The sequence below is a fragment of the Thalassoglobus polymorphus genome (genome assembly GCF_007744255.1).
Classification (GTDB): Bacteria; Planctomycetota; Planctomycetia; order Planctomycetales; family Planctomycetaceae; genus Thalassoglobus; species Thalassoglobus polymorphus.
The window spans coordinates 5,158,626-5,181,758 of record NZ_CP036267.1 but is presented as its reverse complement, the minus strand read 5'-3'; the positions used below and the strand labels follow the sequence as shown (position 1 = coordinate 5,181,758).

Here is a 23,133-nt window from a genome sequence, read left to right as displayed (position 1 = left end):
TTGCCACGAGGTCGAATGTGAATCTCGGTGTTGGGTTCGTTCCAGCGATTTCGATCACTCAATGTGAACCAAAATATTGATCAGCTTTCCCAACGGGTCACGAACATAGAACCGTCGGACTCCCTAGGGTTCACTCACCGGCCCATATTCTGGTTGGAGTCCGGCCTCTTCTACATTTTTAAGTGCCTCGTCAAGGTCGTCGACTTCGATCGACAAATCAGGGACGGGAGTCCCAGATCCTCCTTCGCTGGCGAAGTTGATTTGCACCCGCATTGTCTCTTGCGAACCGAATGTCGTGATCCATCCCTGGTCCATGAGAATTTCAAGGCCGAGAACATCTGCGTAGAAACTCCTCGCAGCGTCTAGCAGATCTGTTTCGATATTGGCAACGATTCGTTTGACTTTCATTGACGGAGAATATGTCAATCTGAGAAAAAGTTCGAGAGCCTGTCGATTTAGTCTTATCCCAATCGACAATTAGATAAGAAGCAGCATAGGCTGCGGAAATGAAATTTCAGAAAGGGTAACGACATGAAATTTATTTGTCTGGGATATATTGAGGAGGCGAAGTGGGACAATCTGTCCGACGAGGAACGACAACGGCTCATGAAGGACTGCTTTGACTATGATGATGAACTGCGTCGTGGTGGTCACTTTCTTGGTGGTGAGGCTCTTGATTCAGCTCGCCATGCTGTCACGTTGCGTGTGAAAGATGGTTCGGTCGATGTGACTGACGGTCCGTATGCCGAAACCAGAGAAATTCTCGGTGGGATACTGCTGCTCGAAGCTCGCGATCTCAACCATGCAGTGAGCCTGATGTCGAATCACCCTGGTGTGAAGATGGGGCCGTTCGAAATTCGGCCCGCTGCTGAGGAAATTAACAGTCAAATCGCTGATCGGGACAAAGCGTTCGCAAACGAGAAGCGTTCTCAGGAATGACTGCTGAGAAAGATGATTCGAATAAAATTGCAGCGAATCCATGTCAATTTAATTCTTCACAAGAAGATTTCCTCAGCTTGAACTCGCTATGTCCCCAACGTTTGATGACGCGTTGGTTTTCTTGGGGGCAAGTAATGTTTGAATATTCAAAAAAAAATTGGTGGAGCCTGTCGATTTGCGGACGAAGTCATCGACAACATTGTATGAAGCCAAAAGTCATTTGACTCGAAAAGGAATAACAGCATGAAAGTCATGGTATTGGTCAAAGCGACCAAAGAGTCTGAGGCGGGAGAAATGCCCAGCCTGGAGTTGCTCGAAGCGATGGGCAAGTACAACGAGGAACTCGTCGAAGCGGGGATTATGAAAGCGGGCGAGGGACTCAAACCGACCTCCGCAGGGAAACGAATCACGTTTCGCGGGAACGATCGAGTTGTGACCGACGGCCCATTCGCTGAGACGAAGGAGTTGATCGCTGGGTACTGGTTGTGGGAAGTCGATTCGATGGAGCAAGCTGTCGAGTGGATTAAGAAGTGTCCGAACCCAATGAAAGAAGAATCCGATATCGAGATTCGTCCGCTCTTTGAAATGGAGGATTTCGCTGAGAGCGATCCAGACGGAACCGTGATGGCTCACGAAGAATGTTTACGTAAGAAAATTGCCGATCGTGAGGACCAAACTGCAATGAACCCGGTGGGCTGGTTCGAAATTTACGTGCAGGATATGGCCCGTGCCACGAACTTCTATGAGGCGGTCCTCGACATCAAGCTCGAACATCTTCCATCGCCTGTGGAGGAGATTGAATTGATGGCGTTTCCGATGTCGATGCAATCTTCAGGGGCAACTGGTGCGTTGACGAAGAAGGACGGAGTCGCTTCCGGGGGGAACAGCACGCTGGTCTATTTCAACTGTGAGGACTGTGCGATTGAAGGATCACGAGTCGTAGCATCTGGCGGTCGTATTCAGCGTCCCAAAACATCGCTCGGGCCGTATGGATTTATGGTGTTAGCGGTCGACACTGAAGGGAACATGTTCGGTCTTCATTCGCAGAAGTAGCACAGCGATTTTATCCTGTCCGATAACGTCTGGAGTGGTCATTATTTCAGAGTTTGAGTCAGCAAATTCACTGAGGAACTTTACGTTTCACCTTGTGGCGAGCTATCTATAAAGCTGCTCGAAGATTTCCAGTTTGAAAGAGGAGAAAGAACCATCATGGGACAGCAAAAAATCGAGACCTGTCTGTGGTTTGAAGGAGACGCTGAGGAAGCGGCGGAATTTTATGTTTCCGTTTTTGACGATTCCCGAATTCACGACAAGATGCTCAGCCATGACGACTGGCCCGGTGGTCAGGCAGGTGATGTGATCCTTGTTGAGTTCGAGCTGTTCGGCCAGCGATATCAAGCTCTGAATGGTGGTCCCTGTGACCCGTTCAACGACCGGATGTCGCTCTCTGTCAGGTGCAAAGATCAAGCGGAAGTCGACTATTACTGGGAGACTCTCACTGCCGACGGTGGCGAGCCAGTCATGTGTGGATGGCTGAAAGACAAATACGGCATGCGTTGGCAGATCGTGCCTGAAGCGTTCTTTGAAATGGTGCATGATCAAGACGTCGAGAAATCTCGTCGCGTCATGCAGGCGATGGTACAAATGATTAAGCTCGATGTCGAAAAGCTGAAGCAAGCTTACGAAGGAAAACAATGAAATACATGCTGCTAATTTACGGAGCCGAAGACTGTTGGACCGACGATGAACGCAATGAGTGCATGGTCGAGTCGATGAGGATTTGTGATAAACTCAAAGAGGAAGGCAAGCTGATTGATTCCTCTCCGCTATTCCCCGTGGCAGCTGCGACAAGCGTTCGCGTTCGTGACGGTCAACGTTTCATCACTGATGGACCATTTGCGGAAACAACCGAACAACTTGGCGGTTACTACCTCCTCGACGTTGATGACTTAGACGCAGCGATCGCAATCGCTGCCCGCATCCCGCCAGCAAAGAAAGGGACGGTTGAAATTCGTCCGCTGTTTCCATTACCAGAAATTGAGGATTGATGGAGCTGTTGTCAATTGTTGTCTTCACAACTTTGTAGTCCCGTGAAGTTGCGCAGGTTCTCGAACTGAGTCCGTTTCCATGGCTGTTTCTGGCAGTGTGGCAGCGGATCAGGCCTCAGATGAATCCGTTGAGTCCAACCAACCGACCAGATGGTTGGCGAGGCTTTCACCAACCTGCTCTTCGTCCCCCGCGACAGCATGTGCTCCAGCTGTGACGAAGCTTCCGGTGTGGATTTCGTAGCGAGAGCGGACAATCACGTGGGTGTTCGGAGCGTTCTTTCGGACGTGTTCAAGAATCGTGATCGCTGACTTGTGATGTGGGACGGTGATGACGACCGCTTTGCATTCGTGTAGACGGGCATGTTCTAGCACTTCGCTTTGCGTGGCGTCTCCAATCTCTCCATGGAATCCAAGTTGCTTCGCCTTGCGGATGCCGTTTCGGTTGAGCTCAATCACTACGACTCGCAACCCTTTGTCAATCAGCGGGCGAGCTGCAATTTGACCCGCAGGCCCAAAACCGATAATGGCGACGTCAGGAGGTTCTTGCAGTTCCGCTTCACTTTCGGGAGCGAGTTGTTGAGACTGAACCAACCCTGCAATCCAATTGCCAATTCGTGGAGCTGCGGGAACCAGGAACGCACTCAGGAAAAATGAAACAATGGCAATGGAAACAACCAGAGCGTACGTCGCTTCGGTCACCACCCCACTGGATCTCCCAATTGACCCGAGGACGAACGCGAATTCACCAATTTGAGCAAGGCAGAGACCGGTTGCCACTGCGACCCGGGTCGATTGACCGAATGCGAGGAAGGTCGCCCAAATGACGAGTAGCTTTCCGATTGTTAGCGCGATGACGACCGAGCCTACAATGTACCAGTTTGTCAAAATCCAGATTGGATCAGCCACCATACCGGCTGCACCGAAGAAGAGTGTCAACAGCACAACCTGCAGGGGGGAGATGTCTGCACGGATTTGTGTCGCAAAGGCTGAGCTTCCGAGTAACATTCCCGCAACAAAGGCTCCCAAAGCTGGTGAGATTCCAATCGAGTGCGACGCCCAGGCAGCACCTAATCCTGTCACAACTGCGAAGAGGACTGTGAGTTCTCGATTCCGGTGAAGAGTCAACGTTCCGAGTGCCAGGACAGCGACTTTGGTGAGTAGGTAAAGCCCAATGACTAACCCGCTCGCCATGACTAACAGTCTTCCCACGTTGGACGCGATCTCACCCACACTCCCCTCGCCGCCCAGAACAGTCATCATCAAGGCCAGAGGGACTACGGCCATGTCTTGTGTGAGCAACACGCCAAGGCTGTTGCGACCGTGCGGCATCTCCATTTCGCCGCGTTCCATCAGAATCCTCAATACGACTGCAGTACTGCTCAGGGAAACCATGGCTCCGAATGCAAGTGCTGGCTTCACGGAAAGCCCGATGAGACTTGCTCCTGCAAAGGCAAGGAGAATCGTCAACACCACTTGTGCTGCACCCCCCAGAAGTGGCTTTGCACCAAGTTTTTTCAGTCGCTCGATAGAAAATTCAAGACCAAGGCTAAACAGCAACAGAGCAACGCCCAGCTCCGCGATCGCCTCAATCGGTTGCTCGGAACCAACCAGCTGAATACTTCCAGGACCGCCGAGAAGCATTCCAGCCAGCAAGTAACCCATAATCGGGCTCTGGCGAAATCGCGAAAAAAGACCGCCGACCAGTAAGCATGCGCCCAGCAAAACAACGATGTCACGGAGAATGGGCCAAAGATCCAATATTTCTTCCCGTTAATGTATTTTCAATACTTTTGTGCCCGTGAAGTTCACGTTCATGACTTCGTTGTCTGTCTGCCACGAGGCAGGAAGCGGAATAAGTGTTGGAGCTCCCGAGTCTATTTTCAATACTTTTGTGCCCGTGAAGTTCACGTTCATGACTTCGTTGTCTGTCTGCCACGAGGCAGGAAGCGGAACAAGTGTTGGAGCTCCCGAGTCTATTTTCAATACTTTTGTGCCCGTGAAGTTCAAGTTCACGACTTCGTTGTCTGTCTGCTACGAGGCAGGATTCGAAACAAGTGTTCGAGCTCCCGAGTCTGTTTTCAATACTTTTAGTACCCGTGAAGTTCGCGTTCACGACTTCATACCTGGTTGCCACGAGGGAGAACGCGACTATGAGTTCATTCATTGCTCATTGGGGAAATGCTTACAGGGATTGCACCATGTCGGGGGTGAGGTCATTGAGCGATGCAAGTTGGAAATCAGCGATGGCAAAATGTTTCTCTTTGGCGAACGAAGGTTCAGGGACAACGATTGTTTTCATTTGTGCAGATTTTGCTGAGAGCAATCCGACGAACGAATCTTCGATAGCCAGGCAGTGTTGTGGCTCGATATTTAAATCGTCACAGGCGTTCAGGTAGACTTCAGGGTGTGGCTTTCCGTAGCGTAAATCTGCACCGGATGATTTCACTGAAAAAATGCCATCGAGTTCCAGAACCTCAATGGTCGCATCGATGAGGCTCATCGGGGAAGAGGACGCGATTGCCAATTGCACCCCTTCTTGACGACAGGTTTCGATGGCATGGTTCAATCCCGGCATTGCTGGCTTGTGCTTGCGGATGGACTCCAGCACGTAGTCGAGCATCTGATCGCACGCTTCCTGATAGCGGTCCTCCTCCCACGGCAATTCAGCAAAGTAGATTTTGACAATCTGGTCGATACGCATCCCTGTCGTATCAACCATGTCTTGCTCCGCTATGGGAGTCCCAAGCTGTGAAAAGAATTCAACCTGAGCCTCGTGCCAGTAGGGTTGGGAGTCGATCATCAAGCCGTCCATGTCAAATACAACCGCTTTAATCATTTTCTCTCACTTGATGCGTTAAAACCCTCTCGGAAAATTCTCTGCTGAGAAATTTTCTCACTGTTCGAAAGAGCAATTTCAGGTATTTGGATCAGTTTTCGTTTGACTGTGCAACTTCTTCGCGAGTCCCCGCAGTGGCACAGCCTGCACAAATGAGCTTTGGTGAATCGGCTCGGAAATTATGCTTTTGGGTGCGGTGTGCCCTAAGGTTTTTCTGTTAAAAGGTTTAGGGCACCGCGTGTTTTCTGGAGGGCCTGCATTAATAGCTGGCTCGAGGTTTTCCTAAGCTCTTTGACTTGCTGGCTTCACAATTGTCGTTGGATGTTAATCCAGCTTGAATGAACCACAAGTCGCAATGTGGTGCTGTTCAGCTCAAAGATACGAAGAAAACTGCTGTAATTGGCATGTTTGCTGTCATCGTGAGCTGTTGTTCATAATTCGTGAGAGCTGAGAAACTTAGGATTTTGGGTACAACCAGCCTTGGAACAGCTTCATCAGAAGCGGCAGGACGATCCATGTCATCATTGCGACACTGGTGGCAGCTAAGAGTGCACTTGCTAATAATTGTGGAATCCCGTCCGTCAAGGGTTTCAGGATAGAGATCATTGGCAGAACAGCCAGGTAGACTGCAATCCAGACTACGACAAACATTTTATATTTCGGAGGCGCTTGAGCTGTTGCGTTTGAGCCAGCTGGAGGAATGAACCATGTCTCAAAACCGGTCAGATGTTGAACCTCTGCGGGCTGTTGCTCGAATGGTTTGAGCTGCGCAACCTTTTCTTCTCGTTCAGCAGATTCGTACCAGCGACGCATGTTTTCATGAGTGTCGAACTTGGTGATCACGCGATAAAAAAGCTGATCTGGAGATTCAGGTTGCAGAACCATCGAGCCTTGATGACCGGGAAAGGTCGATGAAGTTCGAATCAGATCTCCGAGCGCCTGTTCCCATTGGTGTTCCTGCCCCGGGACTGGAAAGGCAGTTGCAAAGATGGCTGCTTGGGAAACTTGATTGTTTTGGTCTTTAAGGTTCATCATTAACTTTCGAGCAACTTCCCGATCAATCCGAGTAAGAAACCGAGCAGAGCGCCAAGTGACGGAAAGCGACTGTTCTTCAGCGTGACCTGTGGCGCGATGTCCTCAAAAACAAGGTAGAGGATGCCAGCAGCTGCGAAGACTTGCATCCATCCCAGGATTCTTGTCTGCTCAGCGATGATCTGATATCCGAACACGCCCAACAACGGACCGAGCATTGCAGCGATGGTAAACCAAAGCAAGATTCTCTTCTTCGGAATCCCGTTCCTTTGGAATTCTCGGTAAGAATTGAATCCTTCAGGGACATTTTGTAATGCAATAATCAACGCTAATAACACGGCACCTTTTTTCCCGCTCGCGATGACAGCTCCGAGTGCGATAACTTCAGGAATGAAGTCGGACAACATTGCAGTGAGTTGCGATGCGGAGGATTGACTGCGGTCGAGCAACACTTGCAGCCCCCAAAAAAACAGTCCTCCCAATGCAAAGGCCACAATCACCTCCCAGGTGGTGATCATTGAGGTTCCATCGGGGATCAGCGCCAACGCGACTGCAGAAATCAATGCTCCTCCACCGAACGCCATAACGGTGTGCCGGAATTCATCCTCCAACCACTGCGGTTGGATATGTTCGATAGAGGCAATGAGCCCCCCCACTGGAATGGCGGCCCCAGCGATGGCAGTCAGTAAAATGAGCTGTGTAATTGGATCCATTCAAAGAGTTTAATAAGAACGGGTCCGAAAATCTTTCATTCTGACGATTTCTGGATCGGTACAAGTTGGCTCAAGATAAAATGACATTTCGATGGAATTTGATGAGTCCGACATCAAGCCTGCTGAAAACTTCGAGAGACGTCTTGATACAGCTAAGTTCGGCGGGAGGAGATCAGCTGTTGGCGAATTTCGTAGAGATGCCTTAGCGGCCGAGGATCGCTATATTGATCTGGCAGAGAGCAGAGCGAATCTGCAGAGAAGAACTGACGACGACTGGAGAAGAATGAGATGACGACGTTGCCCCCCTGCCCCGAATGCCAATCGGTTTATACCTACGAAGACCGCAACCTTCTTGTTTGTCCCGAATGTGCACACGAATGGACTCGCGAAGAAATGGAGGCATCGGAGGAGGTTCGTGTGTGGAAAGATGCGAACGGGAACGAATTGAATAACGGCGACGCAGTATTGGTGATCAAAGACCTCAAGGTCCGAGGAGCGTCATCTGTGCTGAAGGCAGGGACAAAGGTCAAAAACATACGTTTGATCGAAGGGGACCACGATATCGATTGCAAGATTGATGGATTCGGTTCGATGCAACTGAAGTCTGAATTCGTCAAAAAAGCCTGATTGATAGATGGGAGGAGAGCTCAATTGCAGTTCCACGAACAGTCTTCAGGTTCTGCCGTATGACAAGCAATTTTGAACTCATGCAAACTGTCTTCGGGGCCACGGAGAATTTAAGACGATGAAGATTCTGATTGAATGTTGAGATGAAAGCGACGTTGCAGGAGTTCGAAAATTAACCACGATGCAGCCGCCCACGATACACCAAAAGCCCAACCTGCCAAGACATCGGTCGGCCAGTGCACTCCCAGATAGACGCGGCTCATTCCAACGATAAGCAGCAGGAACACCGGCACAGCCAGCAGAAACACTTTTGCTCTCCGTCTGCGTTCAGCGCGGGCCATGACTGCTCCCAGTGTTAAGTAAGCGATCGATGACATCGCAGAGTGACCGCTGGGAAAACTCTTTGTGTAGATACGAGTTTCATGCGGCACGAGATCTGGGCGAGGTCGATTGAAGCCGAGTTTCAAGGCAGAGCTCATCGCTGTTCCACTCAGGACGGCGATCACCACGAAAACTGCTATCCACGGCTGTTTGGTGAAATACAGATGCCCCGCTGTTGTCGCAGTGAAAATCATCAGTGCAACAACGCTGCCGAGTGCGGTGATGTCGCGGGCCATTTCTTCAAACCAGGTCGGACCTATCGGATCACTTCGATTCTCCGCATCTCTCAAACTCAACAATATCCGTTTGTCGAGTTCATGGCTTTCACCTTCGACGACTTCATCTGCGATGGATACAAAAATCCATCCACCCAACAGGATCACTAGCACCAATGAGAAGGTGAGCAGTTCATCGCGCACAATCCACTGATAAGTTCGAACAAGAAAATCCATCAGACTCTTTCAAATAAAATCCAGCTTGGAGTGAAAGTGAAAAGCAAATCGCATTCCAGCTGACAGCGCCTCATTCGAACATTGGCAGTGTTGATGAGTTCCCTCTAAAGAAAAGTTTCTGGTTTGGCGCGGTATCTGCATTATCGAAAAGGAGAAGGATCTGCAAAGAAGAAAGCAAACAGCATTTTTTAGAACTGATCCTGAAACTTGAAAATGCTCTCTCAAACGTTGAGAAAAGCGGCTATTCCAGAGGTTTTCGGACTGGTTCTAGAGAAATGCGTTCTTCACGGGCACACGGTAAAGCAGACTGCTCTAGCAATCATCGCCGCCAAATTTCTCTTCTCCAAGGAAGCTGTCTACTGCTGAATACCAACGTGGAACTCTCCGAAACATCGCTAACATGACAGGAAAGAACAATGAAAACTTACTCATTTTGCACTCTCTTTATTTTGACAACGACAGCTGCTCTTTCAACTCGAGCGATGAGTGAGGTTCAGGTTGTCTCGCCAAATGTCGCGCCGGAAACCAATGAGGCTGGTGTTGACGAAGCTGTTCCGGTACAGGATGAAAGGGTTGTGACCGATCAGACTGATCTAAAAACGCGCAATCGAATCATCATCACTGGGCCGGATGGAAAGAAGTACTCCTTTGATTCAGAAGATGCGATTCGGGCTCCTGTGATTGTTAAGGATTTGGTGAAGCCGTATCTCGTTCCAGAATCCGAGCTTGATCCGAACGACCTTTATTTCATTGGCATAACAGTCAAGAAAATTCCGGATGGATACCATGAACTCTTAGGTGTTCGCGATCAACAGGGACTTCTCGTGACGGCAGTGATCGACGACGGACCAGCAGCCATTGGGGGACTTCAAAAGTTTGATCTTTTAATGCAGGTTAACGACCAACCGGTATTATCCTTGCCACATTTGCAAAGCGAAGTTCGCAAAAGTGAAGGTGAGGCAATCACATTGACGATCCGCAGGAAGCAGGAAATTCTTGACGTTCAAGTCGCTCCGATTCTCTGGGAGGATCTCGACGATAACGCTCGCCACATTCTCGATGCACGTCGGCACCGAATCCCGGAGAGTCTCAGCCCGCTCTTTGCGGATCATGATCACTTGTATGATGACTCGAATCTGCTCGTCGACGATACTTCTCTGGAAGTCACGCAACTTCGAGATGAACTCAATCAACTTCGTGGCGAAGTTGAAGCACGCCAGGAACTCATCCTTAAAAAGATAGAACAACTGCAAGCGGAAAGTCTCAGGAATCAAAATCGAGAGGTCGAGCCAATCCCAGCCCCGGTTATTGAATGACTCAGTCGTGATGGGAAAGTTGCACCTGTGAAAGTGGCTCGAATACAGCACCTTCATAGGCACACGGTAGAGAAAACTGTTCTAAAGCAAACTGTTCTAGTAGACTGACAGTGACGAGCCGTCGGCCCATTGGTAACTCGGCTGGGAGTGGGTGTTGGGGATCCACCAAACTTTTCTGGACGAGGCTTTTCTTGTCCAGGTATGGAAGGATGTCCCGAGACCCGGAGTGGCAACTTGAAGCGCCTCGGTGGCTCTCCAGGTTTTTACGATTTCTTGCCAGGCAAGGTTTCGCTGCTTGCGTTTGATGTGAATTGGATCGAACCCGAACCAGCTGATTTTTGGGGCCAGAATCGAACAGCCCAGGCTTTCGGCAATTCCTGAAACACCGTGGTCGACTTCGGTAATGTACTCTCGCATCAGTGGCCAGCGAACAGTTGGGCCCGGGAAGAAAATGTTTTTTACGACGTAATAATGCCAGTCGCTGATTTGGTACAAACGTTCTAGCGGCGGGCGAACGAAGACAGTCTTCGCTCCGAGTTTTGACAGCCGATTCAGGCAGGTTCCAACCGCATCAATGATTTGATCGGGCTTTGCCCCATAGAACAGATCGCACCCTAAATCCGTGACGAGAGCATAAGTCACTTTTGCAGCTGGTCTCTTTTCAAGGTCGCTCCATAAATCGCAATGAGTGATGGACGGTAAACCGCGGTAGAAAACGTAGCTCCACTTCAAGAAAGACCGACCATGTCCATGAGCAGAGATTATCTCGACTGTTCCAGGAAGAGCTGTTCGCAACGAGTGGACCAATCGCGGCAGCCCTAATGTGAGGTTACTGGCGCCGAGAAGAATGACTCTGTAATCTGGTCCACATTCCGTTTTTTGTGTCATCTATTGCGTCCAGGAACTCCGGTCGAGTGTCCGATAATTGATTGCTTCGGTGAGGTGCGGAACGTCGATGAATTCAGCTTGGTCGAGGTCTGCGATTGTGCGACTGACGCGAAGGATTTTATCGTGTGCACGGGCGGACAGTCCCATTTCTTCCATGGCAGCTTTGAGTAATGATTCCGCCTCTTTGCTCAGCTTGCAATACTTTCGAATTTGCTGAGGAGCCATCGTTCCGTTGACCAGCGAACCATCTTTTCCGAATCGCTCCCGTTGTGCTTCTCTGGCGACAATGACTTGTTCTCGCATGGTTTCGCTACGAGTCCCTTCAGTTCGTGCAGAGAGTTCTCGGAACGGAACCGGTGGAACCTCGATGTGAATGTCGATGCGGTCGAGTAGAGGCCCGCTGATCTTCGACAGATACCTTTCGATCTGCATTGGCGAGCAGTGACATTGCCGTTTGGGATCTCCACGATACCCGCAAGGGCAGGGATTCATTGCGGAGACCAGCATCAAGCTGGCTGGAAAGGTCACTGATCCAACAGCTCGCGAAATGGTGACGCGGCTTTCTTCGAGTGGTTGCCGCATCACTTCGAGAGTGTTTCGATTGAATTCAGGCAACTCGTCTAAAAACAAGATGCCGTGATGTGCCAGGCTAATCTCACCCGGAGTCGGGATGCTTCCGCCACCGACCAGTCCCGCTTGTGAAATCGTGTGGTGAGGTGATCGAAAGGGGCGTTGCAGGAGTAGTGACTCACCTTCTTCCAAGCGACCAACGGCACTGTATATGCGTGTTGTTTCTAATGATTCCTCAGCGGAAAGCGGGGGCAAGATGGTTCCTAATCTTTGCGCAAGTAATGTCTTCCCTGTTCCCGGGGAACCAATCATTAGCAGGTGATGCCGACCAGCAGCTGCGACGGTGACAGCTCGTTTCGCCATCTCCTGTCCTTTGACATCCGAATAGTCAAAAGGATACGTCCCATGTTCTTCCACAGCATCGTCCCAGCTGAACGGAACCGGATCGATGGGGAGCACTCCAGTGTAAAACCCGACCGCTTCCGCCAATGATCCGACTGGAATAACGTCGATGCCATCGACGACAGCTGCTTCGCGAGAGTTTTCAACCGGGACGATGAGTCCCTTCTTTCCGTTGGCACGAGCCTGGAGCGCCATTGAGAGCGCACCGCGAACTTTGCGGACAACTCCATCAAGTGCCAGTTCCCCAACTGCGCTGTATTCGGAGAACAGAGAAGTTTCCAGTTGACCGCTGGCAGCGAGGACTCCCAGAGCTATTGGAAGGTCAAATGATGACGCCTCTTTGGGGAAGTCAGCCGGCGAAAGGTTGATGACAATTCGGTCAACCGGGCGAGTGTATCCGCTGTTGACTAATGCTCGTTCGATACGATGTGTGCTCTCCTTGACAGCTGCCTCAGCCAGACCAACGAGAATTGTTTTCGGCATTGATGCCGGTGAGATATCAACTTCGACTTCGACCGGTCTCGCATCGATCCCAAAGATCGAGTAAGTCAATAATTTCGCCAGCATGAAGAAATAACTTTTGTCTGCCGACCATGCCATACGGTCGAGTCTCATAAAATAGTGGACACACCATCAGGTATTCTGTCAGCCAGCCTCGCAGGCTGCAAGTGTCGTTCGGCCAAAGAGAGGGACCTCATTTTTTTCGTGCTGAAAACAACGAAAGTACGGGAGAAACTGCGGGACAAAACGCTTTGTGAAAAGAAAAACGCCCGACATCACTGCCGGGCGTTTAACGATTTCAATTTCACGTACTCAATTGAACTTGGAATCTTCGTTCTCGCAAAACTTCAGCAAGCGGTCGCGATTAAACGAATCACAACTTTGTCGCTAAGGTCATCGAGTCGTCGAAGTTTCCTGGAACTGATCCTGAAACTTGAAGTTGCTCTCTCTCAAACATTGAGGAAAGCGGCTGTTCCAGAGGTTTTCGGACTGGTTCTATAATGTTGCACAGGCTTTTTTGACTGTGTCGATGATGACAGCTGCCACTTTGTAAGGGTCGGCGTTTGAAGCAGGACGACGATCTTCGAGCCAGCCTTTCCAACCCGATTCAACAGTCGCGATAGGAATGCGGATCGATGCACTACGGTCTGAGATACCGTAGCTGAATTGGTCGATACGCTGGGTTTCGTGGAAACCGGTTAAGCGTTGGTCGTTGTCGGCTCCGTACACAGCGATGTGATCTTGGACAGTTGGTTCGAAAGCCTGACAGATTTTGTCGTAAATCGCTTTGTCACCTGCTTCTCGGAGGAGCGTGTTGGAAAAGTTCGCGTGCATCCCTGAACCGTTCCAGTCTCCTTTCATTGGCTTACAGTGCCAGTTGATTTTGTAGCCGTATTTTTCGCCACAACGTTCGAGGAGGTAACGAGCAACCCAAATTTGGTCGCCAGCTTCTGCAGCCCCTTTCGCGAAAATTTGGAACTCCCATTGTCCCATCATCACTTCGCCGTTAATTCCCTCAACGTTGAGGCCTGCATCAAGGCACTCATCGAGGTGTTCTTCGACGAGGTCGCGACCGATGGCGTTCGTGGAGCCAACTGAACAGTAATAAGGCCCCTGTGGTCCCGGATATCCTTCAGCTGGGAAACCGATGGGACGGTTAATACTGATGTCCCAAATCGTGTATTCCTGTTCGAATCCAAACCAGAAATCTTCATCGTTGTCGACAATCGTGGCTCGACCATTCGATTCGTGAGGAGTTCCATCGGCGTTGAGAACTTCCGTCATGACCAACCAGCCGTTCTTGCGAGCGGAGTCTGGGTAGATTGCCACTGGTCTGAGGAGGCAGTCTGAAGATCCTCCTTCTGCCTGTTCAGTAGAGGAACCGTCGAAGCTCCAGATCGGACAATCTTCAAGCTTTCCGCTGAAATTTGATACGATTTTCGTCTTGCTTCGCAGGCTTTGCGTTGGCTTATAACCATCAAGCCAGATGTATTCCAGTTTTGCTTTTGAGCTGCTCATCAATAAATCCTTAGTAAGTGATTGTCACCTGACGTCAACCAGGAACCTGCGAGGTGAGTCTCGCAAACATAGTTGAATTCCGACTTTCGAGCGTGGACGTCAGAACTGCAACGCCCGATAAATCTGGTGAATCGCTTGTTTTGTCTTCACAAAAACAATCGAATCATTTGCTTCATGCTGATGTTTGGGGCAGCAGTCTGCTGATCCGAGAGGCAACTTTGCTTAAATCGTATGCAAGTGAAGCTCTCATGTAGCACTCGTCCCTGCAAGAAATGCTTGAAATGCTACATCCAACTCATTAGGTGGGAGCAAAAGCAACTCACGTGCCAAAGTGAGATTCCTGTGTGCCGTGACCAAAACTGATCTTACTGATTCGTTTTCTCGATTTCCAGTTCATCCGGATGGCGATTGCAGGTAAGTATCAAAGCGAGATTCTGGAAGAATATCATCGGGGCAGGCTTCTTTTTCAGCTTTGAAGAGACTTGCAGAGCGGTGAGGCAGGCATCAGGAGATGTTAGACCCTTGTCGCTATTTCGCTTTGGATTGACTCGGATTGGTTGATTCGAGTCGGATAATCCGTCATACATGAGTGCTGTTGAATTCTCTTTGATCGAAATGAAGGACTCCAATGTTGCGTCTTCTCTTGTTTCTCGCTGTTCTCTCCTTCTTCCCTTTCGCAGCAAGGGCTGAGCACCCGCTCAAGTTTGAAGTCAAATTGCTTGCGGTCGATGCCAACGAAGGTTGCGACGTCGCCGATTTCGATGGGGACGGCAAACTCGATGTCTGTGCGGGGCGGTTTTGGTTCCGGAATGGAGACTGGGTCGCTCGACCTGTGCGAGCGTTTGATGACGTGAATGGATACGTCCACTCGAATGGGGATTTCGTTTACGACGTCAATCAGGATGGGCATCCCGACATCGTCGCTGGCGGGTTCTTCCAAACAACGGTTCACTGGTATGAAAATCCTGGTCCAGACGCATTGAACAACGGGTTTATGTGGAAGGAGCATCTTCTCGTAGATACCGGTCTCAGCCAGAACGAGGCGAGCTTCATGCACGACTTCAATGGTGACGGAGTCCCTGAATGGATCTCGAATTCATGGAACAAAAAGAACCCATTAGTCATCTGGTCATTTGATTCCAAGACAGAAGAAGTTGCTGTGAAGCAAGGCAACAAGACCACCACGAAAACTGTCACAGTGCCAGTGCTCAAGCGGAATTTGATTCACGAAGGAGGAGAGGCACAAGGTCAAGGACACGGATTCGGTTTTGGCGATATCAACAACGATGGGCGTGAAGACATTTTGACAGGAACGGGCTGGCATGAACGTCCCGAAGGTGACCCTCTCACTGAGTCTTGGGTCTATCATGCTGATTGGGATGCTCATTGGAGCGATCCCGTCCTCGTTCGAGACATGAACAAGGATGGCAAGAACGACATTATTTGGGGGAACCCTCACGATTTTGGTTTGTTCATCTGGTACGCAGATGGAGAAGATGCCGACGGCAAATTGAAATTCCGAGAAGAAGTGGTCGACAAAGATTTTTCACAGTTGCACTGCATCCTTTTTGCTGATCTCGATGGAGATGGTGTGGAAGAACTGATCACCGGAAAACGTGTCCGAGCCCACAATGGAAGAGACCCAGGGGGGACGCAAGACCCTATCGTTTGTTACTACACCATTGATGAAGCTGGGAAGTTTACCAAGCACATCATCGAAAGCGGGAGCGTTGGAATTGGCCTGCAAATTCGGACGGCAGATATCGATGGCGATGGTGATCTGGATATCGTGGTGGCAGGGAAGGATGGAACACAAATCCTGTTCAACCAACTGAAGTAATCCAATAGCGAGGAATTGGAGCGTCCAATTTGGGCATGCTCCCGAACGGACCGCGTCTCACTTCTACAAAGATCCGCAGCACCGCTTGTGTTGCGGATCTTTTTCATAGCGGGAGCTGTTACGACATTTCTTTGAAGGCGTGGTCGATAAATTCCATTGATTTTTCTGCCATGGCAGTGAAGTAACGCCAGTTGTGACCGCCATGAGATGTCTTCAGGTCACATTCGTACATGATTCCCGATGACGATAACTTGCTGGCGAGGATTTCGTTGCCTTCGAACCAGGTCGGGTCCATCGGGTCACAGGCGAAGAAGTGAAACTTCGGCCAGTTAAGTGGATGGATATGCAACACAGCTGACTGTTGCCTCGCCAGTTCTGCGCTTGGGAACATTTGATCGAGCGGGTAGCCCTGCCCGTAAGCTTTGTGGAAATCGACTGCCGAAGAAATCGCAGCGACGATCGGGAACGTCAACGCATATCGGTAAGAGATGTTGAGTGCTCCTTGTCCCCCCATGCTGATGCCGAGCAGTGCCAGATTGGGAGCTGAAATTTGGAGTTCCTTCTCGATCCAGTCAACGACGTCTTTGCGAACGTACTCCATCGGAGTGATTACTGGATCAAACTCTTCGCACACAACATCCATCCACCAGCCTTTTTTCCCTCGCGGACAAATGACCGGGTATCCATATCGCTCGAACAGGCTCGTGAACTCATCTTTTTCTGAGAGGCGTTCTTCACCATGTGCATGCAAATAGATAATAGCATGGTCCGAAGTTCGGTTCTCGGGCAAGAACGCTTCCGCTTCCTTGCCACCAATTTCAATCGACTGCCACATGACTATGGAATGATATCCCGAGATTCTAGAACTGATCCTGAAGCTTGAAATTGCTCTCTCAAACGTTGAGGAAAGCGACCATTTCAGTAGTTTTCGGACTGGTCCTAAAGTTACAGATGAAAAAACGGTCAACCTCATAAAGAGATTGACCGTTTTGAGAGATTGCGAATTAACCTGCTGCGTTCTTGTCAGTTGGGAAGAACTTTTCAAGTGTTGCTTCGCTCGGTGGCGGAGTAATGAGTGAGACAATCACTAAAGCTGCCGTGGAGGCTGCGATCATCGTTGCGACAGGTTGCATTCCGAAGTAAGTAAAGTCGGGAATCTTTCCGAAGTTTGATTCGCGGAACAGCCAAATCCAAGACCCGATCGAAGCCAGAATACAGGCATATGCACCGAATTTTGTCATTCTCTTCCAGTACAAACTGGCCAGAATGAGCGGGAACAGGCTCGCAAATCCGCTGAACGTCCAAACCCCGAGTGTGAAGACCCGTCGGACTTCAAGTAGACTGAATGAGTACGTAATCGCCACAATCAAGATGATAAATAGCCTTGCCATGAAGATCGTCTGTTTGTCGCTGAAACGATCTTTCCCACCGTAGTGCACGGCAATGTCTTCAGTAAACATCGTGCCGATGCACAAGAACTGACTGTCTAACGAGGACATAATGGCTGCCAGAATTCCAGCAGTCAGGAAGCCTGCTAGCACATCTCCGGTTAATTGACCGACCATGTAGGCGAGCACACCGTTAGGGTTGAAGTGTGGTGGGACGAGTGCAACCCGAGGGTTATCCGGCATGGCTGCTGAGGTTGCCCAGACCCCGACCAGCACGCACGGAACCCAGACAATCGCGATGAAAATTGGATGCGCGATGACGGGCAGCTTGAAACTGTTCGCACTTTTGGCTGTGAGCCAATGCTGAAACAGGTGTGGAAACATTCCGACCGAAAGTGGAATGAACAGATAGGTGAGAAACGCCCACTTATCGAGTCCTCTTGGCTCTTCAGGAGCCCAACGCATTGCTCTGTAACGCCCCAGAGCTTGCTTGTTGGTCATTTTCCCTTCTTCATTCGGGTGACCAATCGAATCCGCAAAATATTTTTTGGCAATCGGTTGCCAGGCGGCTTCCGGGAAGTCTGACATCGGCATTGCGATGAAGTTTTCTGGAAGTGGGTCTGGGACAACCCGGTCGTTCTGAGAGAGTTCGGCAACTTTTAGCTCTTTGTCTGTCAGCTCCGGGAGCAAATTCTGTGCAACACTATAGGCAGCTTCTGCGCGTAGCTGACGAAATCTTAACGACCAGGGAGGACCGGGGGGCATCTTTTCATGAGCGGCCTGCTTCTGTTCCGGAGTCAGACTGAAGCCTTTTTCGTCAACTGCATAGTTGTAGCTGGCGAGCTTCTTCCAGATTGCGAAATCTTTCTCGTAAGTCTCCTGTTCAACAGGAGCAACAGATCTCATCAGTTTACTTGGGTGCTTCTCCGCGACAGCCTTACTCGCTGCTGAAAGACCTCCCAACTCGCTTGAGATGATGTAAAAAGTGACCACTCCCAGGATCATGAAAACGACTGTCTGGAAAGCATTCGCCCAAGCGGTTCCGCGCATTCCACCAAAGAAAACGTAAACCAGAACGACGATGCAAATGACGAAGGATGCCAGCCAGGGGGGGACACCGTAATCGTATTGTGGGAACCAGTTCGTGAAGGCTCCCTCCGTAATATTTGAAACGACCGTTCCAGCGGACATGACACCAATGAGAAGGTACGGAATGACGAGGCCAACCAGAATTGGAAAGAGGAGGATCCCAATTTTGTCGCTCTCGAAACGGTCTCGGAAGAACTGAATTTGGGTGGTGTATCCGTATTTTTTTCCGAAGGTGTAAACCTTAACTCCGATCAGGAAGAAGCAGAGCGAGTGAATGATTCCACTCGATGAGGCAAGCTGACCATAAACTCCGATGCCTTCTTTGTAAGCTTCGCCGCTTGAACCGACGAGTGCGAAGGCTGTCATGGTCGTTCCGAAAATCGACATCAACAGCAGGAATGGACCAATGCTATGACTGGCAAGCATGTAGTCCTTGCTTGTTCCTCGAAACAGGCGGCTGGCAAAAGCTCCGAGTCCCAGCAGCATGAGTAAATAGCAGCAAACTATAATGAGCGGAATCATGTGGTCGGCCCTCCTTCGTTTGCTTGTTCGACTGGTTGAACTTCAGCAAGTTCTTCTGGCCAGCAGTAGATCGTTGCCAGAAACCAGGTAAATGCTGCAGCAATAGAAATCCCTGCATGATAGGCAAGACCGATCGGCAAAAATCCGAACAGCAACGTGGGATCGTCCCAGAACCAAACGTCCTGGTGAATGATAATCAGGAGCACGACCAGGCCCCAAACAACTTTATTCATGGTGGAAACTCGAGGATCTATAGGGAGGTCAAACAAATATGGCTGGATCGCCCATACTCACGCTTAGAGCGTGCCGGGCTTAGAACGAGGGTGTCCAACGTTCTCCACAACACTTGGTTGCTCTGGTTGGATTTGTCGGACTCTATTCTTGGACTGAGTTCTTGGGGCTGCCTGATTGAGACAGGCCAAGTTCGAACAGTGCTTATTGGACAGTGCAAATTCTGCACTGTGATTGCCCAGCAGTGTATCAGTCAACCCCTATGACCGGAACTGAGTCCGCGATCTGGTCGACATTTTTTTCTTCTCGTCAGGCGTTCGTCCATCTAAATCAGGCCATAAAGGATGAAAACGATCACGATTTTTGCTGAGGCAACGAAGAGAAAGAAACTGCTTGGAGAGTAAATGTCGGAGGAATGGTGTAAGTTATTCAGGATGAATTGCAAAGTCAGTTTGAGGGCACATGAGATGGAGTCACACAACACATGACGATCACAAAACGGTTCTCGTTGATCTGCCTCTGTGCGATCGTGCTTTCGGTTTCTTCACTTTCAGCCGCCGAGCGACCAAATGTCCTGTGGTTTGTAGTCGATGATATGTCCGCGAATTTTTCCTGCTATGGCGAGAAGACGATACAGACACCGCATGTCGACCAATTGGCAGAAAGAGGAATTCGGTTTACGCGTGCCTATGCGACTTCACCCGTCTGTTCTCCATTTCGTTCTGCACTGATAACTGGGATGTACCAGACTTCGATTGGGGCGCATCACCACCGCAGTGGTCAGGGAGAGCATCGCATTCAACTGCCAGATGGTGTGCGACCGATTCCAGCCATCTTTCAGGAAGCAGGTTATTACACCTGCATGGGAAGTGGGTTGACGGATCTTGATTACAGAATGTTGCCGCTGACCCCGTCGACAAAAAATAGACTGGGGAAGACGGATTACAACTTTGATTGGGACAAGTCGATCTACGACAGCAACGACTGGGCGAAACGAAAAAATGACCAACCCTTCTTTATGCAGGTCCAATTGCATGGTGGAAAACTGCGCGGTGCATCCGAGGCAAGCTATGACAAGTTTGATCAACAAATTGAAAAAGTCTTCGGCAGCATTACCGAGCCGCAGTCTGTTCAGCTTCCTCCATACTATCCTCGCGATCCCGTTCTCCTGAGAGACTGGTCGACTTACCTCGATAGCGTCCGACTGACTGATCATCATGTCGGCCTGGTGATCGAAAGATTGAAGCGAGAGAAACTGCTCGCCAATACTCTTGTTGTCTTCTTCACCGACCACGGGATCAGCCATGCACGAGGCAAACAGTTTCTCTACGACGAAGGAACACATATCCCGTTGATCATCGCTGGGCCAGGAGTCGAGAGGGGGAAGACTCGCACCGACTTGGTTGAACATATCGACATCGCTGCTCTCTCTTTGGCAGCTGCGGGGATTCAGGTTCCGAAAGTCATGCAGGGAGACGATCTGCTCTCAGCGGACTACAAACAGAAAACAGCCCTGTTCGCTGCACGTGATCGTTGTGGTGAGGCTGCCGATCGGATTCGTTCTGTTCGGACCGGCGAGTACCTTTACATCAAGAACTTCTATCCGTCGCGACCTCACTTGATGCCGAGTTCATATAAAGATGGCAAGCTGATAGTGCAGCGGCTTCGGGAGTTACATGCCGATGGGAAGCTCAGTTCGCTCTCCGAAGAGCTCCTCTTTTCTCCAACTCGCCCAGCTGAGGAACTGTATCTTTATGGAAGCGATCCATGGCAAACGAGAAATCTTGCTGACGACCCTACTCATAAGAATGCGCTCGCGAAACACCGAGAGCGATTGAACGACTGGATCCACAGAACTGGCGACCTTGGCCCCGAAACACCTGAAGTTTACGATCAGGAAATTCAAGCCCAGTTGAACTCAACGCGAAGCAAAAAAGTTCGCGAAACGTACAGTCGCAATGCCGAGCAATATAGACGTTGGGCAAGCGAAGGCAAGTAGTCGTTCTGCTCGTTGCGTCATCGCTGACTTTCTAGAGCAGTTTGCTCTACCGTTTGCCCGTGAAGAACGCATCTCTCCTGTAAAAATGCTATCAGGAATTGAGTGGAGAATCAGCGTATCAGGCTGGTGTTGATGGCAGCCGTTTGATTGTCGAGTTGCAGCTCTTCAATTGGGAAGACAAGTTCCGGTTCACCTTCCTCAGTGGCTTGCTGAAATGGATGAACCAGGGCGACGTAAACTTGAATCGGTTCGCTCTTCTTGGTTTTGCCCCATTGAAGGGTGATTGGCTCTTCCATGAACTCAATCTTGTTCGGTTGAGTCTCTGATTGAAAGCGGAGCGTTAACCCGTCGCTGGTGTAGTCGACGTCAGCAACCTGATTTTCATCATTGGGTAAATCGGCATCGGTCCAAAGTATGATTCCACCACTTTTCAGAAGTGCAGCGTCGTCTACTCCAACCGATTTCGAATCGTCCAGGTCGTTATACGCGAGCGGTCGCTGAACCGTCCCGTGGTACCAACTTGCGTTTTGAGCCAGTCGGCCAGGACCAGCGATAATCGCAAGCTTCTGCTCGTAGCCTCGGTTCTTCCAGATTGAACGGACTTCCTTGGCGAGTTGTTTTCCGGGGAAGTGAATGTCTTTCGGTTGGCTGCTGTTCATGATGTATGGAAGCATGAAATTCGAAATGACCAGCAGCGCCGCGAATCCACCACCGACAGCTCCGCTGTGCAAGATCACGCGTCTCCAGGCAATACGATTCTCTTCAAGATCCGACCACAACAGCAGCAGGACACCAATAAAGGTCCAAAGCGTGAGACCTGTCGAACCCAAGTCAACGCCGACGATTAAAGCCAGAGCGAACATGAGTGCGGCTGGAAGTAGTGTGACGACCAATAAGTACTGACGGACAAAGTCCCGTTCTTCATCTTCTGAAGCTGTTGGTTCATCAAATCGAAACGATGCAATCACAGGGATTAGCAATAGCAGAATCGGAACGACGGCGAAAATTTGAGAGATCAAAAACTGGATCGTGAACTGTCCTCGGCTGCTGATCGATTTCCAACCGTGCATCGCTGTCGAAACCGTGCTGAAATCATTCGACCAGGCCCACCAGAAGTGTGGCAGTACAATCACGCCTGCAATTGCTCCAGCGAGAAATGGCCAGGAAGTGTCCCAACACTGTCGTGCCTGATGGTTCAATAGAGAGAAGGTCACCATTGAGAGAATCAGTAACGCGGTGCTGTAGTGGCTGAGCATCCCCAACCCCAGACAGATCCCGACAATGACCCAGTCACGTCGATGTTCTAAATGGAATCCCTGATACAACGCGAGAATTCCGAGTGCCCAGAAGCAGCCCGCCAAGTGGGCACTTGAGAAGGCTGTCGATCCTATTGTGAAGAAGAAGCAGCCTTCCAGAACAATAGCTCCGCAAATGGCTGTCCAGGGGTGCAGAAAGTCCTTGCCGATTTTCCAGGCGGCCCACATGCAGGTGGCGATGCAAACCTGTGCCATGAAGTATGCCGGCCAGGCAGCGGGGGCAAAAATCGTTGAGACGAAAGACATCACCCAGACTGCCAACGGTGGCTGATCAAAGTAACCCCAAGCGGGGGACTGGCCAGCGGTCAGCAACTGGAGTGTTTCGTCCGGCAAGTTTGGTTGAGTCAGCGATGCCAGAATGGTCCAGATCAAAACATGTGCGACAAGAAAGATACCGAAGAAATTGATTGTCGGGTCTTCACCAGCGAGGTCACGTTGTGACTTTCGCTGGATTGCCTGAGCTGCTTTCGTGAGCCGTTCCACTTGCCGTTCCTGATTCCAATTCATAATAGGAGGCTCCGTCCT

At 50.2% G+C, this 23,133-nt stretch carries 21 protein-coding genes and 1 pseudogene; 9 read left to right on the top strand and 13 right to left on the bottom strand.

The window, feature by feature from the left end; all coding sequences use genetic code 11:
* Positions 1-54 precede the first annotated feature (54 nt).
* Positions 55-408: pseudogene (locus Mal48_RS18770) on the bottom strand (VOC family protein).
* Between the two features lie 123 nt (positions 409-531).
* Here Mal48_RS18770 and Mal48_RS18765 point away from each other — a divergent pair.
* From Mal48_RS18765 to Mal48_RS18750, 4 genes are all read left to right on the top strand, one after another.
* Complete coding sequence (locus tag Mal48_RS18765; RefSeq protein ID WP_145203213.1) at positions 532-939, top strand: YciI family protein; 408 nt, start codon at positions 532-534, stop codon at positions 937-939.
* 243 nt (positions 940-1,182) lie between these two features.
* Positions 1,183-1,992, top strand: a complete 810-nt coding sequence (locus tag Mal48_RS23640) for a YciI family protein (RefSeq protein ID WP_145203210.1) — start codon at positions 1,183-1,185, stop codon at positions 1,990-1,992.
* 156 nt (positions 1,993-2,148) lie between these two features.
* Positions 2,149-2,637 (top strand): VOC family protein, encoded by a 489-nt coding sequence (locus Mal48_RS18755; RefSeq protein WP_145203207.1) that lies wholly within the window; start codon positions 2,149-2,151, stop codon positions 2,635-2,637.
* Complete coding sequence (locus Mal48_RS18750; protein ID WP_145203204.1) at positions 2,634-2,987, top strand: YciI family protein; 354 nt, start codon at positions 2,634-2,636, stop codon at positions 2,985-2,987. Before Mal48_RS18755 ends, Mal48_RS18750 begins: the two co-directional genes overlap by 4 nt.
* Positions 2,988-3,095: 108 nt before the next feature.
* On the opposite strand, the gene Mal48_RS18745 is transcribed toward Mal48_RS18750, so the two are convergent.
* From Mal48_RS18745 to Mal48_RS18730, 4 genes are all read right to left on the bottom strand, one after another.
* A complete protein-coding gene (locus tag Mal48_RS18745) occupies positions 3,096-4,745 on the bottom strand; it encodes a cation:proton antiporter (protein ID WP_145203201.1) in 1,650 nt (549 codons plus the stop codon).
* Positions 4,746-5,169: 424 nt separating this feature from the next.
* Positions 5,170-5,823, bottom strand: a complete 654-nt coding sequence (gene hxpB, locus Mal48_RS18740) for a hexitol phosphatase HxpB (protein ID WP_145203198.1) — start codon at positions 5,821-5,823, stop codon at positions 5,170-5,172.
* A gap of 456 nt (positions 5,824-6,279) precedes the next feature.
* The gene (locus tag Mal48_RS18735; protein ID WP_145203195.1) at positions 6,280-6,858 is read right to left on the bottom strand and encodes an antibiotic biosynthesis monooxygenase; all 579 of its coding nucleotides are present in this window, start codon (positions 6,856-6,858) and stop codon (positions 6,280-6,282) included.
* Positions 6,858-7,568 (bottom strand): ZIP family metal transporter, encoded by a 711-nt coding sequence (locus Mal48_RS18730; RefSeq protein WP_145203192.1) that lies wholly within the window; start codon positions 7,566-7,568, stop codon positions 6,858-6,860. Before Mal48_RS18730 ends, Mal48_RS18735 begins: the two co-directional genes overlap by 1 nt.
* Before the next feature lie 288 nt (positions 7,569-7,856).
* On the opposite strand from Mal48_RS18730, the gene Mal48_RS18725 reads away from it, so the two are divergent.
* Positions 7,857-8,195, top strand: a complete 339-nt coding sequence (locus tag Mal48_RS18725) for a zinc ribbon domain-containing protein YjdM (protein ID WP_145203189.1) — start codon at positions 7,857-7,859, stop codon at positions 8,193-8,195.
* A 110-nt stretch (positions 8,196-8,305) separates the two neighbouring features.
* Here the strand turns inward: Mal48_RS18725 and Mal48_RS18720 are convergent, their stop codons facing one another.
* The gene (locus Mal48_RS18720; RefSeq protein ID WP_145203185.1) at positions 8,306-9,028 is read right to left on the bottom strand and encodes a phosphatase PAP2 family protein; all 723 of its coding nucleotides are present in this window, start codon (positions 9,026-9,028) and stop codon (positions 8,306-8,308) included.
* A 416-nt stretch (positions 9,029-9,444) separates the two neighbouring features.
* Here Mal48_RS18720 and Mal48_RS18715 point away from each other — a divergent pair, with 416 nt between their 5' ends.
* Positions 9,445-10,344, top strand: coding sequence for a PDZ domain-containing protein (locus Mal48_RS18715; protein ID WP_145203181.1), 900 nt, complete (start codon positions 9,445-9,447; stop codon positions 10,342-10,344).
* A gap of 96 nt (positions 10,345-10,440) precedes the next feature.
* Here the strand turns inward: Mal48_RS18715 and Mal48_RS18710 are convergent, their stop codons facing one another.
* Both Mal48_RS18710 and Mal48_RS18705 read right to left on the bottom strand, forming a co-directional pair.
* The gene (locus Mal48_RS18710) at positions 10,441-11,232 is read right to left on the bottom strand and encodes a hypothetical protein (RefSeq protein WP_145203178.1); all 792 of its coding nucleotides are present in this window, start codon (positions 11,230-11,232) and stop codon (positions 10,441-10,443) included.
* Complete coding sequence (locus Mal48_RS18705) at positions 11,233-12,771, bottom strand: YifB family Mg chelatase-like AAA ATPase (protein ID WP_145206388.1); 1,539 nt, start codon at positions 12,769-12,771, stop codon at positions 11,233-11,235.
* 138 nt (positions 12,772-12,909) lie between these two features.
* Between Mal48_RS18705 and Mal48_RS18700 the strand changes: the two genes are divergently transcribed.
* Positions 12,910-13,206, top strand: a complete 297-nt coding sequence (locus Mal48_RS18700; RefSeq protein ID WP_145203175.1) for a hypothetical protein — start codon at positions 12,910-12,912, stop codon at positions 13,204-13,206.
* Here the strand turns inward: Mal48_RS18700 and Mal48_RS18695 are convergent.
* On the bottom strand, positions 13,201-14,223 hold the full coding sequence (locus tag Mal48_RS18695) for a glutamine synthetase beta-grasp domain-containing protein (protein ID WP_145203172.1): 1,023 nt from the start codon (positions 14,221-14,223) through the stop codon (positions 13,201-13,203). The genes Mal48_RS18700 and Mal48_RS18695 overlap by 6 nt on opposite strands.
* A gap of 628 nt (positions 14,224-14,851) precedes the next feature.
* Between Mal48_RS18695 and Mal48_RS18690 the strand changes: the two genes are divergently transcribed.
* Positions 14,852-16,063, top strand: coding sequence for an FG-GAP repeat domain-containing protein (locus Mal48_RS18690; RefSeq protein ID WP_145203169.1), 1,212 nt, complete (start codon positions 14,852-14,854; stop codon positions 16,061-16,063).
* 118 nt (positions 16,064-16,181) lie between these two features.
* On the opposite strand, the gene Mal48_RS18685 is transcribed toward Mal48_RS18690, so the two are convergent.
* The 3 genes from Mal48_RS18685 to Mal48_RS18675 all read right to left on the bottom strand — a co-directional run bounded on the left by Mal48_RS18685 (position 16,182) and on the right by Mal48_RS18675 (position 19,295).
* Positions 16,182-16,898 (bottom strand): alpha/beta hydrolase-fold protein, encoded by a 717-nt coding sequence (locus Mal48_RS18685; RefSeq protein ID WP_197441825.1) that lies wholly within the window; start codon positions 16,896-16,898, stop codon positions 16,182-16,184.
* A 169-nt stretch (positions 16,899-17,067) separates the two neighbouring features.
* On the bottom strand, positions 17,068-19,062 hold the full coding sequence (locus Mal48_RS18680) for a sodium:solute symporter family protein (protein WP_145203163.1): 1,995 nt from the start codon (positions 19,060-19,062) through the stop codon (positions 17,068-17,070).
* On the bottom strand, positions 19,059-19,295 hold the full coding sequence (locus Mal48_RS18675; RefSeq protein ID WP_145203159.1) for a DUF3311 domain-containing protein: 237 nt from the start codon (positions 19,293-19,295) through the stop codon (positions 19,059-19,061). The genes Mal48_RS18680 and Mal48_RS18675 overlap by 4 nt, the downstream gene beginning before the upstream one ends.
* 482 nt (positions 19,296-19,777) lie before the next feature.
* Here Mal48_RS18675 and Mal48_RS18670 point away from each other — a divergent pair, with 482 nt between their 5' ends.
* Positions 19,778-21,292 (top strand): sulfatase family protein, encoded by a 1,515-nt coding sequence (locus Mal48_RS18670; RefSeq protein WP_145203156.1) that lies wholly within the window; start codon positions 19,778-19,780, stop codon positions 21,290-21,292.
* 110 nt (positions 21,293-21,402) lie between these two features.
* Here the strand turns inward: Mal48_RS18670 and Mal48_RS18665 are convergent, their stop codons facing one another.
* Positions 21,403-23,115, bottom strand: coding sequence for a glycosyltransferase family 39 protein (locus Mal48_RS18665; protein WP_145203153.1), 1,713 nt, complete (start codon positions 23,113-23,115; stop codon positions 21,403-21,405).
* Positions 23,116-23,133 lie beyond the last annotated feature (18 nt).

Bases quoted from the DNA above. Each gene is read 5' to 3' on its own strand.
- Mal48_RS18765 (WP_145203213.1), top strand. From the start codon at position 532: ATGAAATTTATTTGTCTGGGATATATTGAGGAGGCGAAGTGGGACAAT.
- Mal48_RS23640 (WP_145203210.1), top strand. From the start codon at position 1,183: ATGAAAGTCATGGTATTGGTCAAAGCGACCAAAGAGTCTGAGGCGGGA.
- Mal48_RS18755 (WP_145203207.1), top strand. From the start codon at position 2,149: ATGGGACAGCAAAAAATCGAGACCTGTCTGTGGTTTGAAGGAGACGCT.
- Mal48_RS18750 (WP_145203204.1), top strand. From the start codon at position 2,634: ATGAAATACATGCTGCTAATTTACGGAGCCGAAGACTGTTGGACCGAC.
- hxpB (WP_145203198.1), bottom strand. From the start codon at position 5,823: ATGATTAAAGCGGTTGTATTTGACATGGACGGCTTGATGATCGACTCC.
- Mal48_RS18735 (WP_145203195.1), bottom strand. From the start codon at position 6,858: ATGATGAACCTTAAAGACCAAAACAATCAAGTTTCCCAAGCAGCCATC.
- Mal48_RS18730 (WP_145203192.1), bottom strand. From the start codon at position 7,568: ATGGATCCAATTACACAGCTCATTTTACTGACTGCCATCGCTGGGGCC.
- Mal48_RS18725 (WP_145203189.1), top strand. From the start codon at position 7,857: ATGACGACGTTGCCCCCCTGCCCCGAATGCCAATCGGTTTATACCTAC.
- Mal48_RS18720 (WP_145203185.1), bottom strand. From the start codon at position 9,028: ATGGATTTTCTTGTTCGAACTTATCAGTGGATTGTGCGCGATGAACTG.
- Mal48_RS18715 (WP_145203181.1), top strand. From the start codon at position 9,445: ATGAAAACTTACTCATTTTGCACTCTCTTTATTTTGACAACGACAGCT.
- Mal48_RS18710 (WP_145203178.1), bottom strand. From the start codon at position 11,232: ATGACACAAAAAACGGAATGTGGACCAGATTACAGAGTCATTCTTCTC.
- Mal48_RS18705 (WP_145206388.1), bottom strand. From the start codon at position 12,771: ATGCTGGCGAAATTATTGACTTACTCGATCTTTGGGATCGATGCGAGA.
- Mal48_RS18695 (WP_145203172.1), bottom strand. From the start codon at position 14,223: ATGAGCAGCTCAAAAGCAAAACTGGAATACATCTGGCTTGATGGTTAT.
- Mal48_RS18690 (WP_145203169.1), top strand. From the start codon at position 14,852: ATGTTGCGTCTTCTCTTGTTTCTCGCTGTTCTCTCCTTCTTCCCTTTC.
- Mal48_RS18685 (WP_197441825.1), bottom strand. From the start codon at position 16,898: ATGTGGCAGTCGATTGAAATTGGTGGCAAGGAAGCGGAAGCGTTCTTG.
- Mal48_RS18680 (WP_145203163.1), bottom strand. From the start codon at position 19,062: ATGATTCCGCTCATTATAGTTTGCTGCTATTTACTCATGCTGCTGGGA.
- Mal48_RS18675 (WP_145203159.1), bottom strand. From the start codon at position 19,295: ATGAATAAAGTTGTTTGGGGCCTGGTCGTGCTCCTGATTATCATTCAC.
- Mal48_RS18670 (WP_145203156.1), top strand. From the start codon at position 19,778: ATGACGATCACAAAACGGTTCTCGTTGATCTGCCTCTGTGCGATCGTG.
- Mal48_RS18665 (WP_145203153.1), bottom strand. From the start codon at position 23,115: ATGAATTGGAATCAGGAACGGCAAGTGGAACGGCTCACGAAAGCAGCT.